The sequence below is a fragment of the Streptomyces sp. L-9-10 genome (genome assembly GCF_004151105.1).
Taxonomy (GTDB): Bacteria; Actinomycetota; Actinomycetes; order Streptomycetales; family Streptomycetaceae; genus Streptomyces.
In genome coordinates this window covers 1-989 of sequence record NZ_PHRF01000157.1, presented here as the reverse complement: position 1 = coordinate 989, position 989 = coordinate 1, and the positions used below count along the sequence as shown (strand labels likewise).

Annotated in this window: 1 protein-coding gene; it reads left to right on the top strand. The window is 70.2% G+C overall.

Annotated features, from left to right (window positions below; translation table 11 throughout):
* Window positions 1–395: 395 nt before the first annotated feature.
* Window positions 396–989 (top strand): AfsA-related hotdog domain-containing protein (locus CU044_RS32180; protein WP_275670240.1); only part of this gene is annotated, 594 nt, incomplete at its 3' end.

The following is a 989-nucleotide window of genomic DNA, read 5'->3' as shown; positions in this document are numbered from 1 at the left end:
CGGCAGCCCCGGCAACCCCACCGCCCACCGCCCACCGCGCCCACCGCGCCCGCCGCCCGCCAACCCCGCCGCGCACACCCCGCCTCCACAACCCCCGCCTCCACCACGGCGGGACCCGCCCCCCGCGAACCCGGCCGCGGCACGGCGGGACCCGCCCGCACACCCGCGGCCCGCGGGCCGCGGCCCGCCCGCTCCGGCCTTGCCGGAACCGGGAACAGCCCGCAACGGCCCGCGGCCGGCCGGTACCGCGGGCCGGTGTCACGAACGGAAGCGGATCTGCCGGTTTCCCTTCCCGGGCACATGAAGAAACAGTGGAAAATAAACCGGGTGGTATGTATCTTTGGGGTCCGCGAGACACCCACACCACTTCTCGTCACCGTCATTTTGGGGGAAAGATGACAGCGATAACCTTCCGGCCCGCCCGCCCGCTCAGCCACGAAGCACCCGCACAGAACAGACAGCCCTACCAGCAGGCCGCACCACCCCTGTTCCGCTTTCCCTCACTCACCACCACCGTGCCCAAAGAGTTCGTCCACCGCGCAGCCGTCGCCGAAGTCATGCTCACCGACTGGAAACGCAAGGACAACACCCACTTCACAGTGACAGCCCAATGGCCCCGCGGACACAGCTTCTTCAGCCCCATCGGCCCCCACCACGACCCCATGCTCGCAGCCGAGACCATCCGCCAGACCGGATCCCTCCTCGCACACGCCGAATTCGGCGTCCCCCTCGGCCACCACTTCCTCATGCGGGACCTCCACTACACCGTCGACCCCGACCACATCCTCACCGCCGACACACCCGCCACACTCCACATCGACGTCACCTGCACCGACATCAAACAACGCGGCAGCACACTCACAGGACTCCGCTACGAAACAGTCATCCACCTCCGCGTACACGCGGGCCGGCTCGGAGGTCTCCGTCCGGCCGGGCCCGTCTCCCAGGAACGCCCAGCGGGCCGGGGCCGGGGCGGCGGGCCGCACAGG